20 protein-coding genes and 2 tRNA genes are annotated in these 22,994 nt (G+C 33.5%); 5 read left to right on the top strand and 17 right to left on the bottom strand.

Features of this window, described 5'->3' with window-relative positions; genetic code table 11:
• Window positions 1-4: 4 nt before the first annotated feature.
• The 6 genes from porV to Q0X14_RS01335 all read right to left on the bottom strand — a co-directional run bounded on the left by porV (window position 5) and on the right by Q0X14_RS01335 (window position 7,422).
• Complete coding sequence (gene porV, locus Q0X14_RS01360; RefSeq protein ID WP_297841416.1) at window positions 5-1,204, bottom strand: type IX secretion system outer membrane channel protein PorV; 1,200 nt, start codon at window positions 1,202-1,204, stop codon at window positions 5-7.
• 103 nt (window positions 1,205-1,307) lie between these two features.
• Window positions 1,308-5,303: a type IX secretion system sortase PorU gene (gene porU / locus Q0X14_RS01355; RefSeq protein ID WP_297841414.1), complete on the bottom strand. Its 3,996-nt coding sequence runs from the start codon at window positions 5,301-5,303 to the stop codon at window positions 1,308-1,310.
• A gap of 126 nt (window positions 5,304-5,429) precedes the next feature.
• Window positions 5,430-5,879, bottom strand: coding sequence for a peroxiredoxin (locus Q0X14_RS01350; protein WP_297841412.1), 450 nt, complete (start codon window positions 5,877-5,879; stop codon window positions 5,430-5,432).
• A complete protein-coding gene (locus Q0X14_RS01345) occupies window positions 5,876-6,439 on the bottom strand; it encodes an HDIG domain-containing metalloprotein (protein WP_297841410.1) in 564 nt (187 codons plus the stop codon). The genes Q0X14_RS01350 and Q0X14_RS01345 overlap by 4 nt, the downstream gene beginning before the upstream one ends.
• A 1-nt stretch (window position 6,440) precedes the next feature.
• The gene (nth, locus tag Q0X14_RS01340; protein ID WP_297841407.1) at window positions 6,441-7,094 is read right to left on the bottom strand and encodes an endonuclease III; all 654 of its coding nucleotides are present in this window, start codon (window positions 7,092-7,094) and stop codon (window positions 6,441-6,443) included.
• Complete coding sequence (locus Q0X14_RS01335) at window positions 7,087-7,422, bottom strand: (2Fe-2S) ferredoxin domain-containing protein (protein WP_297841405.1); 336 nt, start codon at window positions 7,420-7,422, stop codon at window positions 7,087-7,089. Before Q0X14_RS01335 ends, nth begins: the two co-directional genes overlap by 8 nt.
• 89 nt (window positions 7,423-7,511) lie before the next feature.
• Between Q0X14_RS01335 and Q0X14_RS01330 the strand changes: the two genes are divergently transcribed.
• Window positions 7,512-8,333 (top strand): hypothetical protein, encoded by an 822-nt coding sequence (locus Q0X14_RS01330; protein ID WP_297841402.1) that lies wholly within the window; start codon window positions 7,512-7,514, stop codon window positions 8,331-8,333.
• Window positions 8,334-8,451: 118 nt separating this feature from the next.
• On the opposite strand, the gene Q0X14_RS01325 is transcribed toward Q0X14_RS01330, so the two are convergent.
• Both Q0X14_RS01325 and Q0X14_RS01320 read right to left on the bottom strand, forming a co-directional pair.
• Window positions 8,452-8,525: transfer RNA gene (locus tag Q0X14_RS01325), tRNA-Glu, on the bottom strand.
• A 212-nt stretch (window positions 8,526-8,737) separates the two neighbouring features.
• Window positions 8,738-8,810, bottom strand: a tRNA-Gln gene (locus tag Q0X14_RS01320).
• Window positions 8,811-8,931: 121 nt separating this feature from the next.
• Between Q0X14_RS01320 and Q0X14_RS01315 the strand changes: the two genes are divergently transcribed.
• From Q0X14_RS01315 to Q0X14_RS01300, 4 genes are read left to right on the top strand one after another with little or no spacing between them, the layout of a single operon-like run.
• Window positions 8,932-9,777 carry an NHL repeat-containing protein gene (locus tag Q0X14_RS01315; RefSeq protein WP_297841401.1) on the top strand — a complete coding sequence of 282 codons (846 nt, stop codon included), beginning with the start codon at window positions 8,932-8,934 and terminating at the stop codon, window positions 9,775-9,777.
• 5 nt (window positions 9,778-9,782) lie between these two features.
• Window positions 9,783-10,250, top strand: coding sequence for a DUF2085 domain-containing protein (locus tag Q0X14_RS01310; RefSeq protein WP_297841399.1), 468 nt, complete (start codon window positions 9,783-9,785; stop codon window positions 10,248-10,250).
• A complete protein-coding gene (locus Q0X14_RS01305; RefSeq protein ID WP_297841396.1) occupies window positions 10,247-10,747 on the top strand; it encodes a DUF4199 domain-containing protein in 501 nt (166 codons plus the stop codon). Before Q0X14_RS01310 ends, Q0X14_RS01305 begins: the two co-directional genes overlap by 4 nt.
• 2 nt (window positions 10,748-10,749) lie before the next feature.
• Entirely contained in the window at window positions 10,750-11,064 is a 315-nt protein-coding gene (locus tag Q0X14_RS01300) for a hypothetical protein (RefSeq protein WP_297841391.1), read from the top strand.
• On the opposite strand, the gene Q0X14_RS01295 is transcribed toward Q0X14_RS01300, so the two are convergent.
• The 9 genes from Q0X14_RS01295 to Q0X14_RS01255 form a co-directional block, all read right to left on the bottom strand.
• Window positions 11,021-11,725 (bottom strand): TonB family protein, encoded by a 705-nt coding sequence (locus Q0X14_RS01295; protein ID WP_297841388.1) that lies wholly within the window; start codon window positions 11,723-11,725, stop codon window positions 11,021-11,023. The two genes, Q0X14_RS01300 and Q0X14_RS01295, sit on opposite strands and share 44 nt — an antisense overlap.
• Window position 11,726: 1 nt before the next feature.
• Window positions 11,727-12,131, bottom strand: a complete 405-nt coding sequence (locus Q0X14_RS01290; protein ID WP_297841386.1) for a biopolymer transporter ExbD — start codon at window positions 12,129-12,131, stop codon at window positions 11,727-11,729.
• A gap of 12 nt (window positions 12,132-12,143) precedes the next feature.
• Window positions 12,144-12,794 carry a MotA/TolQ/ExbB proton channel family protein gene (locus Q0X14_RS01285; protein WP_014560223.1) on the bottom strand — a complete coding sequence of 217 codons (651 nt, stop codon included), beginning with the start codon at window positions 12,792-12,794 and terminating at the stop codon, window positions 12,144-12,146.
• 17 nt (window positions 12,795-12,811) lie between these two features.
• A complete protein-coding gene (locus tag Q0X14_RS01280; protein ID WP_297841381.1) occupies window positions 12,812-14,806 on the bottom strand; it encodes an SPOR domain-containing protein in 1,995 nt (664 codons plus the stop codon).
• 36 nt (window positions 14,807-14,842) lie between these two features.
• Window positions 14,843-16,444 carry a TonB-dependent receptor gene (locus Q0X14_RS01275; RefSeq protein WP_297841379.1) on the bottom strand — a complete coding sequence of 534 codons (1,602 nt, stop codon included), beginning with the start codon at window positions 16,442-16,444 and terminating at the stop codon, window positions 14,843-14,845.
• Complete coding sequence (locus tag Q0X14_RS01270; RefSeq protein WP_297841377.1) at window positions 16,441-19,407, bottom strand: tetratricopeptide repeat protein; 2,967 nt, start codon at window positions 19,405-19,407, stop codon at window positions 16,441-16,443. Before Q0X14_RS01270 ends, Q0X14_RS01275 begins: the two co-directional genes overlap by 4 nt.
• 504 nt (window positions 19,408-19,911) lie before the next feature.
• On the bottom strand, window positions 19,912-21,246 hold the full coding sequence (locus Q0X14_RS01265) for a T9SS type A sorting domain-containing protein (protein ID WP_297841376.1): 1,335 nt from the start codon (window positions 21,244-21,246) through the stop codon (window positions 19,912-19,914).
• An 18-nt stretch (window positions 21,247-21,264) separates the two neighbouring features.
• Window positions 21,265-21,720 carry a hypothetical protein gene (locus tag Q0X14_RS01260; RefSeq protein ID WP_297841374.1) on the bottom strand — a complete coding sequence of 152 codons (456 nt, stop codon included), beginning with the start codon at window positions 21,718-21,720 and terminating at the stop codon, window positions 21,265-21,267.
• A 304-nt stretch (window positions 21,721-22,024) separates the two neighbouring features.
• Window positions 22,025-22,990, bottom strand: coding sequence for a T9SS type A sorting domain-containing protein (locus Q0X14_RS01255; protein ID WP_297841372.1), 966 nt, complete (start codon window positions 22,988-22,990; stop codon window positions 22,025-22,027).
• Between the last annotated feature and the right edge of the window lie 4 nt (window positions 22,991-22,994).

Here is a 22,994-nt window from a genome sequence, read left to right as displayed (position 1 = left end):
TGAGTTAAATACCTCTTGGTAAACCGCGTGTTGATTCCGGAACTGCTCCCCAACCGATCAATACAGTAAATCTGAGAGTATCGTTAAGTGGGTGATTCTCTCCGTTTTTGAATACAGATGTAGTTATGTAACTGAAATCAAATCCATAAATATCATATCGTATTCCTGCACCGAAAGTAACAAATTTTCTGTTTCCATAATTAGGATCCTGATAGAAAAATCCTGTCCTCAAAGCGAAAAGAAAATCTCCGGGAGTTCCATAAACATATTCAAGTCCCATTGATGTTATAACATCTCTTAACTCTTCACTGAAAGGTTTATCTCCCCAGGCAGTGAAAATAGCTTTATACCAGTCATCGGATTCCGTAACTGTTTTAGTTGTATCACCTGATGGAACAACTTTAGTTGATTTACTTACAAGAAGTTTCTGAAAGTCGAGAGTATAAATCAATGAATTGAATTCATCATCAAGAATTTTGTAAGCAAAACCCAATCTGAAATTTGTTGGAATTGGATCTGCCTGAGCTCTGTCAATGTAGGAAATCTTAGGACCTAAATTGCTAAGATTTATTCCCATCGAAAATCTGTTACCAATATCTTCATCAATTAAAGGAAGAACTAATGAGGAAGGTCTCCACATTCCACCGATATCAAAGCTAACAGAAGTGGCAACACCTTTTCCCTGTTCTTCACCGGTTGGCTGATCTGAAAGTCTGCTGTGAATTACTCTGAAGTTAAATCCCAAACCCCAGTCAGTGTGTAGCTTGGTAGCATAACCTAAAGTAACAGCAGTTTCAAAGGATCTGAAAGTTCCAAGCGGAGTAGGATCAGTTTCACCTGTTCTTACAAATTCTCCATAGTTCATATAAGTTATACTTGCGCTAACATTGCCGCTGAGTTCTTCAAAGTATTGGCGATAAGTCAGATAGTCATAGAACAAATCAAGGTTAAATTGTGGTAACCAGTTACTATGTGTTAAACTGACTTCCGTTCCTGTTAAAAATGCAGCACCGGCAGGATTCCAGAATATTGCAGATGAGTTATCTGCTAAACCTGCTCCTGATTCACCAATTCCACTTCCTCTTGCATCAGGTGAAATGAGCAGAAACGGAACTGCCGTTGTTTGAGTTGATTGTGCATAGGATACATTACCTGCTGAAATAGCAACCAGGCTTAGCAAGAATATCCTTAGAAATATTTTCATCGTTGTTTTACCTCCGAATAATGATATGAACTTATTTAAAACCAAATTTTCCTCCAGTGATTAAATATAAAAAACTTCTTTATTACTTCACTAACAATTTTTTTTACCTTATAACTGCAAGTTTTCCGAGATAAGATTTATTAAACTTACCATCAGAAGTCTTTACCACCAGTTTATAAAGATAAGTTCCGTTTGCCAATTCATTGCCATCAGCATCTCTTCCATCCCAGTCAATTGTTACATACCGGTCGCTTATAAATTGCTGTTCAATTTCTTTTATCAATCTTCCTGCAATAGTAAAGATTCTTATTTTTACATCAATTGGCTCAGAAAGATTCTGCTGGAATGTGAATGTTGTTCTCCCTGCAAACGGATTAGGATAGTTGTAAATATCTCGAACTACTAAATCTTCATTACCGACGACTGAAAAATAAGATTTTTCAGTTGAAAAATTATTGAAAATATCCCAGGCCTTAACCTGAATTGAATAATCACCGTTATCAAGTCTGCTAAATTGATAAGAAATTTTACCTGATTTTCCACCAGCATCCAAATCACTGGTAAAATAATTTGTAAAGTCAATTGGATTATTAGCCTGCTCGTTTAGTATTCCTTCAAGCTTATGACCTATTCCTGTTCCAGTTGTGTTTAATCCGGTTTCATCAGTAAGTTTCACTATCAACAGTGGACTTGAACCAACAAGATATGCACTCTGATAATCTTCGCTATCGAAAAAGATATTTATTTCAGGACCTTTACCATCATTTACAACTGTCGAATCAGTTCCACCAACTATAATCTTCTTTGTGAATCCAACTCCATCGTTTTCCTGATTGAAGAAGTAAAGGTTGATTTTACCATTTTTATTTTCGTAGGAAATATCTTTAGGGACATAAAATTCTGTTGAGAATTCTCCGTTATTTATGCTTACTCTTCCTCTGAATATAATTGAATTCTGAACAGTCATAGTAAACGGATTATTAGGATTGGGAGATATTTCAGGCAATGGAACATCTCTCTCAGAATCAAAGACTGTTAGGATAGCTTCACCATTATAATCAGTTCTAGTTGAATTGTCAGGATTAACCACTCTTCCATCAATTTTTACTTTACTCAATGCTTTTATCTGTACATCACTTGTAAGAACCTGACCATTTACAGAATCAATAACAGAATTGAGAACAGGAATATTTAATCTTAATGTTGGATCACCTAATAAAACATATTTCTGATCATTGATCGAGCTGTTAGTCAGCTTGGTGAGATAAAATCCTTTTCCTAAAGTGATTGGCAAATTCATAGTATCTCTGGCAGTATTGAACATTCTATTTATAAAATCTTTATTTAATCCTTCGTTCTCACCTGCAAATACTAATCTTGCAGAGGTAAAAGCAGCTATAGCTCCGTATTCTTTAAGAAGCACCAATTGTTCTGCTCCACTTTGATAATTTGGAATATCGAAATAGCCAAAATCACAAGTGAAAGTACCAAGCACGAACAGTCTGTCATTCTTTAATCTTGGAATGCTTACAGTTTTTTCAAAAACAATTTCGTGAGTCCAGACTTCCGGGTTACCGTGTCCGATGTAATTCAGATAAACTGTGCCTTCATTAATTGAGCTAATAATTTTTTCATTTACTTCAGGTTTTCTTCTACCGCCAGAAGTAATAACCGGTGGATAAGCAGCAAGATAAATTTTATTAAAGTCAAATGATTGAGGAAAATAAAATTTTGAAAGTTCTTCATTTGGTCTGGTGTGCAAAGAAGTATCATCACCGCTTGAAGTCCAACCATCATCTGAAACCAAAGTTACAAGATTTCTCCACGGACCTTTATCAGATTGTTTTTCGTATTTAATAATTTTATCAATGTAACTGTTCATTTCAGCCAAACTTCTTGCCGGTATTCTTCCTGCTGAAAGATCAATTACATTATCATCACCAACGGCTCTGACGAAAAAATCATCGGTAGTGTATGAATCAGAATTATAAATTAGTATGAGTGATTCTTCTGATTGCCAGGTTGGAACAAAATTGTCAGCAAAACCTTCAATGTTTTTATAATCATAAGTTCCCTTTCCGAATAGCAAAACATATTTGGGTTTTACCTGCCAATTATCATAAGCATATTTAATATAATCTCTTATTGCAGAAACATCAGATAAACCGCCGGAAAATTCATTAAAGATTTTATCAACCTCAGCAACTATAGTGGAAATTGCCGGAACAGTCTGACTCTCCCGATAGTTTTTCAAACGATTTGCAGCATCAAGAAATTCTTTCGGTGAAATAATAATAAACTCAGCACCTGTTATCTCTCCTCTTAAATTCGAGTTTGAAATTTCAGTTGGATTAACAGGAGTTTTAAATTTTCCTGATTCCAGCGCAATGTACTTTGACCTTTGAGTTGCAGATTCATTTATTCTGAATGAGCAATTCCCACCACTGATATTTGTATTATCTACAAGTCTGACATTTGCATAATCTGTTACATCAAGGACTGAAATATTAGAAGTGGAAAAGTTGCTTAACTGATATTCGATTATACCGTTGACTTCATTAGAATAAATTACAAGAAAGTCATCAAAAGTTTTTAATTCTCTTTTGTACTCAATTTCAAAGTAATCAAGATAACCTACCGATGTTGATGCTGCAGGATTAATTCTGAAAGTTAATGAACTTAAATCATTAGGAATATTTCCAGTGTAATTAAAACTCAAAGGATGAGCTCGTCCAACCTGATATTTGTTATTTCCATAACCTGATAATAACCCTGAATAAATTTGATTACCGTTTTCAGAAACTGTAAGCGTAAGATTAGTTGATGAACCCACAATAAACCTGACATTGTACTTGACTGGTTCAGTCGGAATTCTTGCATCAAGTTTATTCATATAAACTCTCTGCAAAATTGTTTGACTGAAATCATCGCCAAACCATTGTCTTCCGGTTTTGCCAAGATTTATTTTATCATCTTCTTTGAAGGCGAAAGCAACTGTAGTGTTCTGTTGGAAATCAGGATTATCAGTGAGTGATGATTTTCGATTCATCCTTTTTCCTTGTGCACCACCTGAAGTAATCCAATAGTAATTACTCTTTGAGTAAGGATGTTTAAATCTTTTGATAGTTTTACCATCAACATCATAGTCAAAAAAGTCTGTTCCTCTTCCGTAGAAAAGTATGTAATCATTAGCGTCAAACTTTCCGTCCTCTTCACCAACAATCAGAATAGCGTTTTCAACTAAATCATTTGGTCGTGGAGCGCTTTGTAATTCAGGAAGTACTTTACCACCGTTGTTGTAAATTTTAATAGTTCTCGGATCAACTGTGTTCGGATCTATTCCAAAACTGCTTAATTGAGTACGAGTAATTTTATAAATGCCTTCTTCCGGAGTTTCAAATCTTATCCACTTTCCGTTTGCGAGAACACTGTTGGTTACATTTATTTTATTTGTTCTTTGAGTTGATTTATTCCAGTATCTTGCTATATCAAAATTTAATACCGAACCTGAAAGAAAATCATCGGCAGGTTTGGATGTAACCTGTGCTGATGAAAAATTAACTCTGAAAGTTATTTCTTTGTAAAGTCTTATTTTGTTCGTTACCGGATCGAACTGAACCGGACTTATTATCAGATTCTGAACAAGTATATCTCTCGCATAACCGGATTCACCAAAAGCGACCAATTCAGTTTGTTCTGTGTCGTAATAATTATTGCCTCTGTTATAGACAAGATGATATGAAACTGAATCAGGAACCATTTCAGGAATTGGAAGAAGTGAGCCATCAATTTCTTTGTAAGAGTAATTTAAAACTTCAACTGTATTTCCAAACTCATCCGGAATTCCTATGGGAATAATTCTTTTTTGTATTGAAGGTTTACCAAACTCGTCAGGATTTAAAACTTTACCAAACTGAAATGAAACATTTCTGAAATTTTCTGAACCAATTTTAATAAATGAAGTATCTGTAAATTGCGGAATATAAGAGATGGTAAGGGAATTAAAGTCAGAATTGATAACTTTAACATCGCTTTGAGCGAAGGCAGAAACTGAACAATATAAGAGAACTGCAAGGAGATTTGAGATTCTGCTTTTCATACTTAATACTTTTATTTATTTGTAAATGTTAAAATCAGTTCGAATTTATTAAGTAGCAAGAATCTCTCTAAGTTTCTCCTTGTTTTGTTCGAAAAATATAGAAGTATTTGTTTACAAGTCAAGTCTTTAGTTTATTCTTAGGGAAATAATTTCTTTTACCAGTTCATCGGTAGAAATGTAGTTTATTGGTAGCATCTTTTTAATCATTTTAATTTTTCTATCCTTTCCTACTAATACTATCATCCTTTTGTTCATACCAAGAAAATTTATTGCTTCGTAAAGTTCACTTACTTTTTTCTCTTTATCACTAAGTACAGGGAAATTGACATTAATTTCTTCACAAAATGATTTGTGAGAATCAACATCTGCAATGTTTATTGCAATTGGTTGAACATTCAGTTCAATAAATTTTTCAATATTAATTTGATAATCTCTTAACTGCGTAGAACAAACCGGGGTATTGTCTTTAGGATAGAATATCAGCAAAATATTTTTTTTCAGATTTTCATAAAGATTAAATTCTTTCCCGAACTGATCAGACAATGTAAAATCCGGTGCAATTTCCCCTGCTTTCATAAACCGAGTAAATCCTTATTTTTTCTCATTGCTTCAATACAGAAAGCTATATGAGTATCTAAATCAACTCCTAATTCTTCTGCACCTTTGATAATATCTTCTCTGCTGACGGCTCTTGCAAAAGCTTTATCTTTCATTTTCTTTTTAACCGACTTCACTTCAACTTCATCTATACTTTTAGAAGGTCTTACATAAGCAACTGCAGTCAGGAACCCTGCAAGTTCATCGCAGGCAAAAAGAGTTTTTTGTAAAAGTGTTTCTCTTTTTACTCCGGTATAATCAGCGTGTGAAAGAATTGATTGAATAAAATCCTCAGGAAAATTTTTTGATCTGAGAATTTCAGCACCTTTGTATGGATGCTCGTCTGCAGTTGGATATTTTTCATAATCAAAATCGTGAAGCAGAGCTACATTCCCCCAATAATTTTCATCTTCACCGAATTTCCTTGCATAAGCTTTTACACAACTTTCAACAGCAAATGCGTGCTTTAACAGACTTTCACTTTGTGTGTATTCTTTTAATAATGATAGACAGTAATTTCGATCAAGATAATTTTCCATATTATTTTTTCCCTGATATAAGTTTATTAGATGGACAATATTTTGCGATTACACATTGCTCGCATTTTGGTCTTCGTGCAATGCAAATATTTCTTCCGTGAGTCGCTAAAAGATGTGAAGATAAAATCCAGTAATCTTTCAGAAATAATTCTTTTAATCTCATTTCTATTTTATCTGCATTATCAGTTTCTACAAATCCTAAAAGATTTGATAATCTTTTGACATGAGTATCAACAGCAATTGCCGGAATGCCGAAAGCGTTACCTGCAACTACCGAAGCGGTTTTTCTTCCGACTCCGGGAAGTTTAACGAGTTCGTCAAAATTGTCAGGAACTTTTCCGTTATACTTATCAACCAATTCCTTGCAACAAGCTTTTATACTTTTTGCTTTCTGTTTATAAAATCCGGTTGAGTAAATATCTTTTTCTAATTCTTCATCACTTACATTCAAAAAATCTTGTGGAGATTTATACTTTTTGAATAAATCCTTTGTAACAATATTTACTCTCTGATCTGTACATTGAGCAGATAATATTGTTGCAATCAAAAGTTGAAATGGATTTGAAAAGTTAAGAGCAATTTTCGCATCAGGATATTCCTCTTTCAGAGCATCCAGAATTTTTTTTGCCCTCGTTTTTTCTTTATCGTTACTCATCTCTGTTGAATCTGGAATCTTTAATTAATAACCTTTCAACGGGCTTGTCTTTAATAATGTGACTTTGAATTATTTCTTCAACATCCTCTGTTTTAACTCCGCCATACCAAATCTGCTCGGGATAAACAACCACAGTAACGCCATATTTACACGCATCAAGACATCCGGCAGTATTTGCTCTTACAGATGAATTTAATCCAAGTTCTTTTAGTCGCTTTTTGAATAATTCTTTAACTTCACTGCCACCTTTATCTTTACAACATCCGCGGGGATGTCCGGCTGGTCTTTGGTTTTCACAAATGAAAATATGTTTATCAAATCGTTTCATTTTTATTTAGAAATAAAATTGGAATGAATTATTGACTATTTTTACTTTACAAAACCGAATAAAATTTACAGGCAAAAATAGGAAAACTTATGTCAAAAATATTTGCATCACTTTCCTTAATAATTCTTTTCACTGCTTGTGAAAAATCTGTCAACTCCGGTGACATCCCAAATTATTCAAAATATCCTGTTGAGCTTAACAAAGAATGGGAATACAACACAATCTTCAAACTCGAGTTTTATGATTCGACCGGTCATATTGATTCGACTGAAATTATGGATCTCGGAAACACAATTTGCAAGATTACAAATTTAAACGATTCAATAGGCAACTATTCCAATTTAGTTTTATTTGAGGAATATGATGTTGTCACTCCTCAATTCGTGCATAAGTTATGGTATTTAAATTCTGATAGTGGTTTGTATGCAATTGCATATGCTAATCCCGGAAGTTCTCAGATTATTGTACCCAAAATGAATTTTAATAGCCGCACGGCTCTAATCAACTTTATTAAAACGATTGGATTAAATCCGGCTTCGTACGAAGGGGGAGGATTTAATATTACTCTAAGTGATTCAATTCAATATTACACCTATCCGAGAAAAGTTTTACAGTATCCAATAAGACTTGGTGAGCGATGGATTGAATTAATAGAACCATTTTATCGCGAAAGATTTATTGCAAAGAAAGAAAATGTTATGATAAATGGTGTTACATATAGTTGCTTTAAAGTAGAATCAGACTGGAATTGGGATGTAATTTTCAATGATTACATAAATCTCAAATCCGGTTTGGTAATGCGTGAACTTTTCACCGATAGTGTGGCAATAATAAATGATAACTCTCCCGATCCTGTTGGTTATTACAAATTCTCTTCGATTTCAAAATTGGTAAGAGAAACTGCTCCATAAAAATTTCAATAACATAAAATAAAGTGTGCACGGGATTCTTCTGAACGAATCATATGGAGAACCCGTAATCTGATGTGGACGCAATGATAAAGCAGGTAATTGTTCGATAAGGTATTTGTAGCGCGTACGGGATTCGAACCCGTGATCTCCGCCTTGAGAGGGCGGCGTCCTAAGCCACTAGACGAACGCGCCAATGTAATCTTTTTTATTCTGTAAACTTCTTAAAGAACAAATTTCTTTTCTCGAGTCATTCATCTGCATTTTTTATCCGAACCCGTGATCTCCGTCCCGACTTGTCGGGAGCGGCGTCCTAAGCCACTAGACGAACGCGCCAATGTAAGATTATCAATTAAAAAAACAAGAATGTAGAATTGATTTCTTACTCCGAATTCTACATTCTCTTGTTGTCCCGCCAGGGCTCGAACCTGGACTCTTCTGATCCAGAGTCAGACGTGTTGCCAGTTACACCACGGGACAATTAATTTTATTCAAATTTCGGTTCGAAATATATCGAAGGACGCTTATAAATGCAATTTTAACATTAGATTTGATGTTGAGTTCTGAACTGATTATGTTTATAAAAAATTTTGCAACCTTTATGAAGAATTTATTTTTTTTAATAATTCTATTTTCAACCATCTCTTTCTCGCAGAAATTTTCTTTCGAGAAATCAATTGGAAAATTTGAGAATGCTTCTTCATTTTACATTGCATCAAATGGTTTTATTTATATAACAGATAAAGGAAATGATGAAGTAATTCAATTAGATACTTTGGGAAATTTACTTAAAGATGTTGGTGGATTCGGGTGGAATCAATCTCAGTTTGATGAACCTGTTGATGTATTTGCTGACCCTCTTTCAGTTTATGTAACTGATAAAAACAATCATCGCATTCAGAGATTTGACAGAAACTTAAATTTCATTTCACAACTTTACACACGCGAAAATGATAATCCGGACGAGAGGTTTGGATATCCGCTAAGTTGCGTAGTTTCTAATCAGGGTGATCTTTATGTACTTGATTCAGAAAATAAACGAATTGTGAAATTTGATTTGTTTGGAAATTTCAAATTACAATTCGGAGGCATTGATGCAGGAGAGTTTGCTTTAAATAATCCAACTGCAATGTCAATCAGTGCTAACGGGATAATCTTCATAGCAGATCAAAATTTCCTAATTACATTTGATCAGTTTGGAAATGGAATTTCTAAAATCAATTTTGATGAACAGATAAATTCATTAGAGATACTTTTCGACAAAATTATTGTAACTACAAAAAACAAAATTTTGCTCGTAAAAACCTCTGAAGAAAGTATTGAATTTTACAATTTGTTACTTAAAGATAAATCGAATGAGAGCATTGTCAGTTGTTTATTGTTCAATGATAAACTTTATATTCTTACACAAAAGAAAATTCTGATTTATCTTTCCTCTTCTGACTAATCAAAATGCAAAAAAAAAAAGTTTTTTATTTAAAGTTAATTTTGCTTTCAGGACTAATTCTCTGGAACATTGGAATATTCAGTCCTTGCTTTATTGGAAAGGACAATCTTTTCGCATATCATCTGATTAAATTTTTTTATTCACCTTTATGTCATCAGAAAATCGAAAAAAGTTTTACCTGCAATCATCTGCAGTTGATGGTTTGTGCAAGATGTACAGGGATTTATTTCGGTGCAATGATTACCGCAATCTTAAATCTTTTACCTGTTTCAGTTAGCATAAGTAAACGCTTATTGTTTTATAGTGCAATTCCAATGTTGGTTGATGTGATTTTAATACATCTTGGAGTTTATCAATACAATAAAGTTATTTCATTCATCACAGGAAACATCTTCGGTGCATCAGTATTTATTTTTATCTTTGAAATAATAAAAGATTATTTTGTTGAATTAACTAAGGAAAAAGATTTTTGAAAAGATATCTTCCAACTTTTATAGCCGGTTTTGGTGCTGCAGTTCTTTCGATTGTACCCGGAATAAAGAGTTTCAGTTGTTGTTTGATTGTTCCCGGAGCTGCTATATTAGCTTTGATATTGGATCAGCGAGTTAATAAAAATTCAGAAAGAATTGCTGCAGGAAAAGCAATAATGTTCGGCTTAATGACAGGATTATTCGCAACCATATTCATTACAACATTGGATGTACTCATAACATTTATTACAAAAACAAATGATTTTATCGAAGCGCTTCCTCAATCAGAATCTCTGATCCGCGAACTTAAATTCGGACCAATGGCTGAGGAATCATTAAAGCTAATGAAACAAATGGCAAAGCAAATTCAGAAAACCGGTTTCTCACCACTTTATCTTTTTATATTGTTCATATCTAATTTCATTACCAACACAATATTCGGCATCATTGGTGGACTTGTCGGAATGGGTTTATTAAATAAAAGAAAAACGGAACAATAAAAATGATAACCGGAGTAATTTTCGCAATTCACTTATTATTCATTCTGATTATTTTTACAAAGAAATGGCAGGATGAAAATCTCTCAACAGCATTTCTCAATGTTGGACTGATTATTATTTTATTTTCTGTTGGATGGACAATAACCGGTATGATTGCAAAAGCAGTAATGGAACCTGAAGGATTGGGAAGAGAATTTAACCGGGATACATTCTCACTCGTTCTTTTGACAATTGCAGAGTTTTTCTTCTATAAGTTTTATTATTCAGAAGATTTTATCGCAACCGATAAGGGAAAACAATCACAGCAGTCTGATTAGTTTGTTTTGCATTTGGTGGTAATGGTTCAAATCTCCATTGCCAAAGAGAATTAATAGCTGCCTGCTCTAATCTTGTATCTGCCTTAGTAAGCAAAGTCACCGAACCAACAGTACCATCAGGTTTAATTGTGAAACGAATTCTGATATCAATTTCCTTCTGAACACCTTCAGGATATTCAGGAAGTGTGTAATAATAAATTCTTCGTGTGCCACTTCCACCCCATTCAATATCAAATCCAAAACTTCCCTCACCTTGTGCTAAGTTACCTTGTCCCTGATTGGATACATTAGAAGTTTCTTTCTTTGTGTTCTCTTTCTTTGTTTCTTTCTGAACTTCCTTTTGTTTGTCAGCAGGATTTATGACATTATTATCATCAGTAGTTTTTGATTTTGGTAACTCGACTTCTTTAACTTCCTGACTTTTTTCTTTTGTTGTAGTTTTCTCTTCAGGTTTAGCATTCTCCTCAGTTTTATTGAGCTGGTCACCAATTGCACCCGCAGAACCTGTTTGTCCGGAAATTCCAAATGAAACTTCAACATATTCTTTTGGTGAATAATCAAATGAAAGATTGATTATCCAGAGCAAAAGAATAATAATCAGATGAGCCAGAAATGATGCTGAATAAGATATTTGCTTTATTTTTTTATAGCTGAAGTTCATTTTATAATTGCTCTTTTTCCGTTTCGATTGTAAACTTTTCTATGCCTGATATTTTTGCTGCATCAATAACTTTAATTACCATTTCAATTGCAACTGTCTTATCCGCTCTAATGATAAGATTATCCTGATTTATGTGAGCTTTCATTTCAGTCAGTTTTGCAGGAAGTAAATCAATACTTACTTCTTCGGAACCAGCGTAAACTGCACCACCTTCCGTTAAAGTAACAATCATTCTTGCCGGTTCTGATTTCTCATTTGTCTTTGAACCCGGCAATTTTACTTTCACTCCGGTTTGAATTACAAATTGTGATGTTAGCAAAAAGAATATTAACAATAACATCACAATATCTGTAAGTGATGAGTAAGCAAATATACTTAACGGTTCTTTTGATGTTTTAAATTTCATTTTATTACCCGATTATAATTCTATTTCATCATCAATTTCAGCTTCTTCGGCTTCACCTTCCTGAATTACATCAACGACATCATTTGCAACTGTTTCCATTTCACCGACTAATCTTTTCACTGCACTCAGGAAATAATTATAAAATGCAAGTGCCGGAATACCAACAATTAATCCAAATGCAGTTGTGATTAAAGCTTCCCAAATGCCACCAGCAAGATCACTTGGATTTGCAGCACCGGCTAAATCCTGAATAGTCATAAATGCCTGAATCATTCCTGTTACAGTTCCTAAAAATCCTAACAATGGAGCAATACCAGCAACTGTTGCAAGAATTGTCAATCCTTTTTCAAGTTTCGAAATTTCCTGACTTCCGGCATTCTCAATTGCTTCTTTAACTCTGTCGTGTCCGTATTTATATTTTTTCAAACCTTTGCGAACGATATTTGCAACCGGAGATTTTTCTTCCATACAATAACTGATTGCACCGGAGATGTCTTTCTTCTTTATGAATCCGCGTATGCGAACCATAAATGCCGGAACATTTATTCTGGCTTTTCTCAATACTAAAAATCTGTCAATTACAACTGCTAATCCGACTATTGATGTAGCCAGAATAAGCCACATAATAAACCCACCTTTAAGAAAAATTTCAAATAGATTCATATTCTTCCTTAATTAGTTTATAATTTTACTCTTGATTGAAATTCCTGAGCTTCTCTTAATGTTGGAAAATTACCAACCCTGACTCTGAACCAAACACCCATTCCCTGAATTTCAGCTTTTTCTACGAAAGCATTATAACCTTTGTTCCTGAATTTTGCCGCTTCATTTTCAGCAATTGAATTTGATCTGAATGCTGCTACCTGAACAACATAATAATCTTTGTATTTGAAAATATTCGGAGCTACTCTTTCATAACTCACTGAAGGTTGTGAAACGAATGTATCTTTTGGTTGTTGCTGGGTTTTTGTCTCAACTATATTTTTCTGCTGAATCGGTTCTTTTGTTTCGGTCTTCTCTACAGTTTTGATTTCAGATGCAAGTTGATTTGTATCTGTTTCAACCTTTGCTGAATCTTCTTTAACTGGTTCTATCGTTTCTTCAATCTCTTTTTTGGGATAAGGATAACTTACCGGAACAGAAAAGTCTCTTTCGACTATTGTTGCTTTATCTGTTTTCAAAACCGCAACAGGTTCAGATTGTTTTGTTGCAACATTTTTAATTTGTGTTATGTAGAAATACAACATTCCAATTATGACAATGCTTCCGAAAAGAACTATCAACAATGGAACTCTGGATTTTTTAGGTTGATAGCTGTATAGTTCTTCACGAACTTTCTTTAATTCCTTATCTTCATCAAACTCAGTGGATTTTTGTTTTTCTTCCTCTGAACTGATTGCTGACAAATCTTCTTCAGATTTTTCTTCTACAGGTTCATTAACTATTTCAAACTTATCACTTATTTTTTCTTTTTCTTTGTGCTTTTCAAAATCAATTAAAGGCAACGGCGATTCAACTTCTTCAAATTCATTCTCATCAGATTCTTTGCTTATTTCTTCCGGTTTTACTTCTTCAAATAAAGCTGATGTTTTAGTTTCATTCTCACTTTCTCTTTTTTCATAGTCAAATTCAATTTTATCCGGCTCGATATTATCAACTGTCAGTTCTTCTATCTGAAGTTCTTCTTCAACTTGTGGAGAAATATTCTCTTGCTCAGGATTTATTTCAAGTTCGATTACTTCATCAGTTTTAATCTCATCACTAATTTCAGGTATTGGTTCGGTTTCGTTCAATTCGATATTCAATTCATCCGTCTGAATTTTATCGGTAATGGTTAACAAATCATCGTTAATAATTTCTTCTACTGTTTGTTCAATCTCATCAGGAACAATCAATTCAGGTTCTTTTTCGGTTTCGTTTTCATCTGCTGATAAATCTGGCTTTGCTTCAGTTTCATTATTATCCTGGAAATCTATAATCGTTTCTTCTTCAATTTCTTTTGATAAATCAACACCAAAATCCCAGGCAACATGTTCTATCCTTAAAGTATCTTCTTTCTTTACTTCTCCGCTTTCGAGAAAACTATCCGGAATTTCTTCATCAAGCTTTAATTCCGGTTCAGTCATTTCAAGAGAAATTCTGTTGCTGTTGAATGCCTGCGAAGTCAAAATTATTTGCGGAGGATTTGATTCATAAGCACTTAAAATTTCAACTTCAGAAATTATCTTTTCAACTTTTGATTCAATCAATCTTCTTAATTCATAACCTCCTGTTGGAACATAAAACTCATCTGAAGATGTTCCGCGAATAGGAATCAAAGGTTTGCCAATGCTCAGACTGAAATAAGTATCAACAATCTGAAAATCATCATCATCAACTGTTGGAACATTAAAAATCAAACCTTCTTCAATACTGGATTTAAGATCTTTATTCAAAGAGAAGAGAATGAAATCAATAAAAGTATCAGGAACATTATCTTCAATAAAATTTAATCTGGATTGATTGATTTTTCCTTTAAGTAAAAAGAAGTAACCGAATTCTTTAAGATAAGCTGCCTGACCAATCTTCAGCAGTGAAGATAATCTTTTAAGTAAAATTTCGAAGAAAAGTTTAATATCAGAATCAGGTATTCCTGCTTTTCTTGAAATCTTTTTTATTAATTCGGCTCTTGTCATAAAAATTTTGAAATAGTTCAGGCAAAATTTATGAAATTACAATTTATATTTCACACCAAACAGAAAATTAAGCGGTACTTCCTGATAGTTATACCATATATAATTTTTTGTGTTCAGAAGATTTCTGAATGATGCAAAGAAATCAAACTGCTCATTGAAAATATAATTCATATCTACACCGAGATTAAAATAATCATCGAGTTTAATCTTATTCTGAATATCAGCATATCTTCCGGATAAATAATCAGCTCTGAGTGAACCAATAAAATTTTCACTGAATTTATAACTGTAAATAGCATTAAGTTTCAGCTTTGGCGAGTAAGGAATAAAATCATCGGAATCATTCTGCAGCATATTCACTTCTGCACTGCTGTACAATTCACCATAAGGACCAAGATAAAACAAGAAATTAACATAAGGCGAAATGTTTGTTACATCGGTTTTAGCTAAAGCAAATTTTCCTTTCTGATATGAGTCAACAAAGTAAGGATAATCTTTTGCTGAAAAGAATTTTAATCCGCCATCAATCTGATAATAGCGGCTGAATTCATATTTAACAGAAAGAGAATACTGAACTCCCTTTTCAAAATAAATTGACGATAAAGAATCAACATCAAGATAAATATTCTGTTTCAGATAATGAGCCGGACCAAAAAATTCAGGCATTGAATTATACTCACCAAAGAGTGTCAGTGCATCTGATAATCTTACAGCTACAGAAGCATAAGGATTAAAAAATTTATCACCACCTGAATTCGAGATGGTTACTCCGAAAGAACCTTTTGCAACCTTATTAAACTGAAATCCTGCTGTTGGTCTGAAGATAAAAATATCTTTTCCTGTCTTTACATCCGGATAATTTTTTATCGAATGATTTCTGTAATCCGCAGCAACTCCAATATTAAGAAAAGAAAATTTTAATAACGATTGAGCTTTAAGGTTTAAATTATTTTCATTAAATGGTTCTTGTTGAATTGATGTAATCTGATCATCAAGTGTTAAGTCAAATAAAAAGTTTGGGTTAAATTCATTATTTACATTGAGATTAATTCTACCGGCGTTTAATGAGCGCTTTTCTGTCGGATTATCCGATGCAAAAAATTTATAACCATCTGTGCCATATTCTCCGCCTGCATGAATCTGAGTTCCGGGAAGAAATCTTGAATCAATGTTTGTCCAGTAGAGCAAATCCGCACCGACTTTCAAACCATATCTGTCGCTGTTATCAACATATTCTCTGTTATTAAATCCTGAGAATTTTAATCTCACAATTCCATTCTCGATTGGCTTACCGTACAATGCATCAACAAACGGGAATGAATATCTTCCTAATCCGGCAGCGATATATCCGTTGTAGAAGAATGTGCTGTCAAGAAAACTTAAATCTTTTTTTATAGGAAGTGAAAATTCACTTATCTCAAGTTCTTCAGGTGAATATGATGGCTTGATAAAATTTTCTGAAATTGTTGTAACAAATTCGGGTTTAATTTTATCAGATTTCTTAACAGCAATTACATCTTTACCAGTAATTACAAAATCAGGTAATTCAACACCGGGAACTTTGGATTTATCTTCCTGTGCAAATATTGATGTTAATGAAAAGAAGAATAAAATATTTACTAAAAAGAATTTTCTCATCTTAATTTCCTCAATTTTTCCTGAGCTTCTTTACCGAAAGGTGTTCCGGCATATTTAGCAAGAACAGCGCGATACATTTCTTCCGCACTCCGTTTGTCGTTTATTTTAACATAACAATCTCCCAACAAAAGAAATGACCTTGTAACCCATTCTTCATATCTTGAAAAGAAATTTCTCACACGAAGCAAGGCAGTTATTGCATCATTATATTTTTTCTGTTCGAAAAGAGAAAGTCCGTAATAGTACTGAGCTTTAGCTCCGATATCATCAGTTCGAGCTTTACCGAGATAAGATAAATACATATCAGCATTTTCATATCGCGATGCAGAAAGTTCAATAAGTCCTAATTCAAGTCTGGCTTTATCAGCAAAAATATTTTCGGGATAAGTTGTTGCAAGATTATCAAATACCTGATAAGCTTCCTGAAGTTGATTCATTTCAACCAAAGTCAATCCTTTATTGAAAAGCATTTCGGGAACTTTAGGTGATTTAGGCAAATCTTTGATTCCACTTTCATAAATTATCAGTGCATTAGCATAATCTTTTAAGGTCCTGTAAATAGTCCCCATCTCAAGAACTGATGAAGCAGCAAATTCACTTGTTCTGAAATCTCTGTAAACCTTTTCAAAGTTTATTAATGCTTCATCGTTCTGATTTAAATTCTGAGCACTTTTTCCTAGCCAGTAATAAGCATCAGGTACAAGTCTGCTGTTAGTATATCTTACAATGAATTCTTTAAAACCAATTTTTGCTTTTTCATAATCTCCCTGACTGTAATATATCTCACCCTTCTTAAAAAATACCTGATCAGAAAAAGAAAGATTTGGATTTCTGTTAACAAAATTGTCAATGAACTGAACTGCTTTATCAACCTGATCTTTTGCAAGATGTGTATATTGAATTCCCGTTACTGCATCAAAAACCTGAGGTGAGTTCGGATACTGCGCAATTACTTTTTCATAATTAACCAATGCCGAATCATATTTACCCATATTGAAATATGCATCACCGATTGAATAATAAATCATTGGAGTAAGAGAAGAGTTCGGATATTTGACGAACATTTCTCTGTATTTGCTTATCGCTTCAGTATAAGAGCCGCGTTGGAAATAAATCCAGCCAACCGTAAACAAAGAACCTTCGGCATACTCAGAGTTCGGAAATTTTATCTGAATATTATTGAACTCCTGAATTGCCTGTTCAGTTTTACCCGATTTGTACAATGCTTGTGCGTATTGGTATCTAGTGTAAGGATTATCAGAGTCGCCCGCGCCGCTTCTGAAAATGTCTTCATAAATTTTGCTGGCAGCTTCAAAGTTTCTACTTCCGAAGTAACTATCAGCAAGTCTCAATCTGGCATCATTAAATCTCGTGTCATTTTTATATTTCCTGACAAACTCTGAAAACACTAAAGCCGAATTTTCATAATCACCACTATTGAAATAACAATAAGCTTTACCATATAAAGCCATAACATTAAATTTTTCATCTTTACCCTCAGCATAATTATAGCGATTTAGTGCTTCCTTGTATTTACCATCAGCGAAATAATTTTCTGCAAAATAAAAATTAACTTTCTGACTTTCGAAAGATGCATCAGAAGCTTCTATTTCCGATAATAGCTTTAGCGAATTTTTATACTCACCAAGATGATGTTTTGCGATCGCCAAACCAAGCTTGGTTCTGTTTTTTGTCTCTTCAGAAACTGAAGTAATGTCCAATGCTGATTCAAAATAATTTGCTGCAGGTTTGAATTGTTTTTTGTTCAATTCAATTTCACCTAACATAGTTAACGACTTTGCACGAACTTCTGCGCTTTGAGAAGAATTAGCAGCCAGCAGATATCTTGAAGCCAAATCGGGATTATTAACTGTGTAATACAAAACTCCCATTTGATACTGAACTTCCTGCACAAGTGGACTTCTGGGAAATTTATCTATAAAGCTTTTATAAATTGCAAAAGCTTCGTCGTTTCTGCCGACATATCTTTTACACTCGCCTTTCCAATAAAAAGATTTCTCAGCAATGGAGTCAGTATCCTGTGAAAGAAAATCAAATACACGAAATGCATCGTTGTATTTCTTTTGCTGAAATAAAGACCAGGCCAAACCATAATTAGCAGTTCTGAAAAATTTTGATGATGGAAAACTCTGAATAATTTCTGAATATGTTTTCTCAGCATTCTGATATTCCTGAACTCTGTAATAGGAATTTGCAAGAAGATATAAACTTTCCGAGTACAAATCTTCCGGCAAAGTTTTCAGAATAGGATTATTCAATTCAAGAATGGATGATTGGTAATCTTTTAATTTAAAGTATGACATTCCGATTCTTATCTGAGCAACCGGTGCAAGTTTCGAATTCGGATAATAGCTCAAAAGCTGATCGTAATACTTTACTGCATTTTCGTAATCACCTTTTTGCTCATAAGTATTGGCAAGAGTATAAAGTGAATAATCAGCAAAACGATTGTTGCGTTTGTCGTTTACTGCTTCTTCAAGAAATTTAATTGCTTCCTCAGTTTTGTTTTCAGCAGAATATGACTCGCCTATCCAGTATAATGCACTTCCTGTATATTGACTTTCGGGATATTCATAAAGCAATTGTTTAAATCTTGTTCTGGCGTCTTCAAATTTTTTCAGATTAAAATAAATTAAACCGAGATTGTATAAAGCATCTAGACGGAAGTTAGTCCAATGAAAATTATCAGTTAGATAAGCAAAGGTAACTGCAGCTTCATTTTTTCTACCCAATTTAAGTAATGATTCTGCACTATAATACTTTGCTGAAGCATAAACTTCATCAACAATTTTATATTCGTCAAAAAATTCCTCAAATAACAATGATGCTTCGGCATATTGACCTAAATGAAAAGCATTCATAGCGGAAGAATATTTTTCAGAAACAGATTGGGAGAGCACTGATATTTGAAGTGTTAGTAAAAAAGCGAGTAATAATTTCATATTTTTTCGAATTTTTGAATATTTAGTTGTTCGTCAATGAAAAAGGTTTGAAACAAAAAGTTTCCTGAAATTTGACTTTCGAAATATAAACTTCAGCTTTTCATAAAAGCAAACCATAAAAGAAAATATGGGAATCACCTAAAGAAAAGTTTTAGAAAGAAATGTTTATACAGAGTTGATAATAACTATTGTGTCGACATACGGATATTTTCATTTTTTGATTTAAGACTGCATTAAAATTATAAAAGAAAGAGATGAAGATATCTTAACGGTGTTGCCGATAAGCGGCGCCCCAGAACAGCAATGCCGAACAATACCAACAACTTTTTAGTTATTAAAAATTTTATCTAACATAATGACTTTACACAAAAAGCTTTGCACGGATTAACCACGCCAATAATTTCATAAATGCCAAATGCGACCCGTCAGCTGACGGACGGCATACGCTTGATTGGCTTGTTATATGGCGTTCTTCATCTTAAGCAATACTTGTCCGCCGAAGTTTTAACGAAGGAGGATCATCTTTTTTGTTTCTACATAACTTCCGCTGATCATTCTATAAAAATAAACTCCACTTGGTAAACTACTTGCATCAAAATCAACTTCATAGCTTGCGGTTGTTTTATACGCATTTAGTAATGTTTGTATTTCTTTCCCGAGTACATCATAAACTCCAATTTTAACTATATCTGATTTTGGAATTGAAAATTTAATTTTTGTTACTGGATTAAATGGATTTGGATAATTCTGTGAAATATAATAAGTATTCACAAAATGAGTACTATTTTCAATAGAAGTAACTATTACACTATCTTGATTATAAAAAATTAAACCGTAGTTTTGAGCAGGTGGATAAAACGATGAAAGAACATAAACTATATTGTTTTTTGAATCTATTATACCTTTATTAAACCAATTAGAAGGGATTGGGGAATTTGAAGTATCAAATATCTGCCAACTCATATCATCGTATTTTAACAAACCATTTGTAGTCCCAAAGTATTTAGTATTATTTTGATCTATAACAACACCATCATACGATAAGAGTGAGAATGAAAAACCAATGTTAGTGCTATCATAGTAAATAAATGATGTGTCGGTAACGCTTTTTGCAATTTTGGTTCCACCTCCTCGTTCATTAATTGTTATCCATTTTCTATTTTCAGAATCAATTGACAATCCTACAATTGCTTGAGCTGGTCCTCCACTGAACTGCCCGCTTATTGATTTAATCCAACTAGCACTGTCATAATAATATAGCCCATAGTAATCAGTTCCGATCCATATATAACCCAAGCTATCGACTTTAATAAAATTCAGGTCTTCAATTCCATTAAAAGAATTCTGATTGTTATAGAATGTCCAATTACCATTATCATAAACTGCAACACAATAATTTGGAATACCTAACCAATAGCGATTAAGCTTATCTACAGTCACTCTATAAATAAAATTATCAGGCAATGGTGAATTGCTCGTATTAATACTATCCCAATCACCATTATCCTTTATATATAAGCCATTAGTTACAGTTCCAAATAGCATTTTGCCATCAGCGGTTTGGGTTATATCTGTTATTATAACAGATGTATTTAATGGTGAGTTGATTGAATCAAATGTTTGCCATAAGTCATCGTTGAAAAATTGAAGGTATCCTCTATTATTTTCTCCGACAGAACTAATCCAATATCCATTATCATCATCTTCAAAAAGTGCATTAATACAATTAGAAAGTAATGGTGAATTATCTTTGTTAAATAATACCCAATTTTTATTAAGATGCGTTTGGGCGTAGAAGTTCAATGATATAATCAATATGGTGAATAATAACTTTTTCATATCTACTCCTTTCATACTCTAACAATTAGGCAATTCATTAGTGCACGAGGGATGCGTTTCATCATAGAATGGATCAGTTTTACAATACTTAAGGTTAGTAGAAACTGAATTACTATCGTAAAAATACTCATCAATAACCAGTTGCTGACCATTTCCTCCATAAATAATTTCAACTAAAGTGTTGAATTTATAGCTCTTCCCCAAATATGCTTGATAACAATTTTGAATACCCTTACACCAACTGAGAGATAATTGGGCAAAAAAGGTCAAAGGATCAGAAGTTGGAGGATTTGTGGGAATAAAAGTTTCTGATTTGGTTTTCCAACCATCAATTTCATTCCAATAATAAAGTGTTATTCGCATATATTGAAAATTGTTTCTTTGAACAGTTAAATTTCCCCAAGTGGCAAAGAAATCATAATCTCTTGCTCCACAATTATAAGTCCAAAAACAATCTGGAATAAAATTAGACATAACCACCTCCTTTAATGTTTAATAATATTGTTTTTGCTATATAACGGAGTGGCTGCTAACCCGCCGCCCAGAGCAGACAGCTAAGTTAGAAACACAATACCAACCTGCCTGCCGGCAGGCAGGTAATTATTTAAAACTTATTTTACTGAACACTGCCGAACAACAAACCCGCATACTTTAACTATGCCGATAATCAGTAAACTGCCACATCGAAATGGCGGTCGGTGTTGAGCAGCTTGTTATACTTACGTACTTAAATTTAAAGGGCAAACCTTAACAGCTTGCCCTTATTTTTTGTAACGGTCTATTTCAGCAATGTCATCTTGTTATTTTGAACGAAATCATTTACGCGCAATGAGTAAATATAAACACCCGAAGGAAGATTACTTGCATTGAACGAAACAGAATATTTTCCTTCATCCTGTGTTTCGTTTATAATATTTGCAACCTCTCTACCAAGCATATCATAGACTTTCAAAGAAACGAATCCTTTCTCTTTTATATGATAATTAATGCTCGTTGTAGGATTGAAAGGGTTCGGAAAATTTTGTTCTAATAAATAGACCAATGGTTTATTATTTGAGGAATAATCTCCTTTTATTTTTTCTGCATATGGAATATTTTTTAACATCTTTGTATTAAATAAGTCTGACCACAGAGACCATTTGTATTGGCTATCTCTTACCCTTACCCTGAAGTAAACTGGAATACTTCCATTCGGGTTATAGTTAACGCTTCCATCTGACCACACACGATTTGGCCCGGAATATACTGTCGTCCATGAACCGGATCCAATTTTTCTTTGGAGTTCTGACCAAGTGATGTCTGGTTCAACTGGATAACCATCAAAAAGATCAGCTCCCCAGCCTAAATAAATCCAGCCTAGTTGAATCGGTCCCTCACCTGGATGGTACCAACTTAGGTAAGGTTTTGAAGGTTGTAATGAAACAGCTGACGTACTGTCGTAGTACACATTAAATGTAATAGTTCCTGTTTGACTATTTTCATTCACAATTTCAATAGATAGCCATGTTGTTTGTTTTAGATTATTCTGAGTGTTCGGATTACTAAATGGGGTAATTGGATTATTCTTCGAAAAACCAAATGCATCGTTTCCATCACCAAGGAAGATTGTTTTTTCTATTACTTGATTAGTAAATATATCTCGATAAAAGTGGATATTACTTGGATTTGGAATACTTGGAGGCGGTGGAGGTGGAGGACCAACCCAGGTAAATGGAGTTAATCTTGAGTCATCTGAACCCTGCACTCGA

The organism is Ignavibacterium sp. (assembly GCF_025998815.1).
Classification (GTDB): Bacteria; Bacteroidota; Ignavibacteria; order Ignavibacteriales; family Ignavibacteriaceae; genus Ignavibacterium.
Note: the sequence above shows the minus strand (reverse complement) of the source record. Positions and strands in the feature narration are given on the sequence as shown.